At 65.5% G+C, this 1,947-nt stretch carries 1 protein-coding gene and 2 pseudogenes; all 3 read left to right on the top strand.

Features of this window, described 5'->3' with window-relative positions; genetic code table 11:
* The coding region (locus ACFWAY_RS53630; RefSeq protein WP_378516523.1) for a Tm-1-like ATP-binding domain-containing protein at positions 1-1,259 on the top strand (1,259 nt) is incomplete at its 5' end.
* Positions 1,172-1,570, top strand: a pseudogene (locus tag ACFWAY_RS53625) (substrate-binding domain-containing protein); the annotation flags it as partial. The gene ACFWAY_RS53630 and the pseudogene ACFWAY_RS53625, both read left to right, overlap by 88 nt.
* A 45-nt stretch (positions 1,571-1,615) precedes the next feature.
* Positions 1,616-1,947, top strand: a pseudogene (locus ACFWAY_RS53620) (alanine dehydrogenase); the annotation flags it as partial.

Below are 1,947 nucleotides of genomic sequence, written 5' to 3'. Positions count from 1 at the left end.
CCGCAATGGGAAGCGACGAAGGAGTCGATGTGACAACGGTAGCGATGCTCGGAGCATTCGACACGAAGGCGTCCGAGTTCGAGTTCCTCAGGGAGGAGCTCGTGCGGCGGGGCGCGAGAGTTCTCGCGGTGGACTTCGGAGTTCACGACCGACCGCCGGCATGGGCGGACGTCCCCAGCTCCACGGTGGCGGACCTGGGCGGGGCGGACCTGAAGGAGCTGCTCAGGGGGCGCGACCGCGGAGCCGCGATGCGGGCGATGGCCAACGGCGCCGCGGCGCTCTTCCGCAGGTTCGCCGCGAACGGCGACATCGACGGGGCTATCAGCCTCGGCGGCACTGGTGGCACAGCCGTCGCAGGCGCGGCATTCCGCGAACTGCCGTTGGGTGTTCCGAAGATGATCGTATCGACCGCGGCGTCCGGCTACACTGCACCCTATGTAGGGGAGAGCGACCTCATCCTGGTGCCCTCGATCACCGATATCGCTGGACTGAACAGTATTCTCCGCGGGGTGATCGAGAAGGCCGCAGCAAGCATCGTCGCGCAAAGCTCAGACGGAGCCCGCGTCCCGACGAAGAGCGCATCGACCATCGCAGCGAGCATGTTCGGCGTCACCACGCCCTGCGTGGATCGTGCTCGAGGAGAGCTCGAGCGGCGCGGATCGGAGGTCGTGGTCTTCCACATGACCGGTACGGGCGGGCGCATGATGGAGCGCCTCATCCGTGAGGGCTTGATCGACGCGGCCCTCGATATCACGACGACCGAACTCGCTGACGAACTCGTCGGTGGGGTATTCGCGGCCGGTCCCGAGCGGCTTTCTGCGGCGGCACTCCGCGGCGTTCCCCAGGTGGTCTCTGTCGGCGCACTTGACATGGTCAACTTCGGTCCCCGCGACAGTGTACCGAGCGAGTTCTCGACTCGTCGCCTCTACCAACACAATCCGTCCGTCACGCTGATGCGCACCACTCCGGAGGAGACCGAGGAACTCGGCCGAAGGCTCGCGGAACGGCTCAACGCATCGATCGGAGCGACGACGGTGCTGATTCCTCTGAGGGGTGTCTCCGCACTGTCGGTGGAGGGCGCTCCCTTCGCCGACCACGTCGCGGACGAGGCGCTTTTCGCCGCAATCCGCGCGGGGATCGACCCAGACCGCGTTGAACTGGTCGAACTCGACTGCGACATCAACGCACCCGAGTTCGCCGATCGAGCGGTATCGGTGCTCCTCACCAACATGGCCCGATCCGGAGTCCCCGTTGGCTGAGGATTCGACAAGCCGAGAGCCGGAATCAAGGGCCACCGCAACCAGTTGCCCACCGCACGGGAACGACTCTCGGACAGGGTGTCAGCGTCGGGACGCGTCGAGGAGGTCGGCGACGACGGAGTCCGGCCCGACAGCGGCGAGGAACGAAGAAACTCGACGACCGGCAATCGGTCGCAGCCTTCTTCAATTCGCCTTGGTCGGAGGTGTACCGACCGGCGATTACGACCTACGAGGTGCATCAACGGGAGATGGGCGCGATGGCAGCGCAACTTCTGCTCAAACGCATTCGGGATGTTCGGGAAGACGCTGGGAGCAACCTGCCAGGGTGCGTATCGAGGGAAGATTCATTGCACGAGAGCGTCGCCCGCTTGCGCGAGATCGACGCCCAGTACTCCGGGAAGGTCAAGACGATCGTCTCTAGCAGCCTCGAGCTTGAGCAGGCCGTGCTCGACGCGGACCTCGTCATCGGCGCCGTTCTCGTCCCCGGCGCGAAGGCCCCCAAGCTGGTGTCCAACACCTTCGTCTCGCGGATGAAGCCCGGCTCGGTGCTTGTCGACATCGCCATCGACCAGGGCGGCTGCTTCGAGGACTCGCGTCCCACCACGCATGCCGAACCCACCTACCAGGTCCACGACTCGGTGTTCTACTGCGTAGCGAACATGCCCGTCGCTGTCCCGCGCACCTCTAC

This window comes from Rhodococcus sp. NPDC059968 (assembly GCF_042738615.1).
Lineage (GTDB): Bacteria > Actinomycetota > Actinomycetes > Mycobacteriales > Mycobacteriaceae > Rhodococcus_F.
This window is presented reverse-complemented; position numbering and strand designations above follow the sequence as displayed.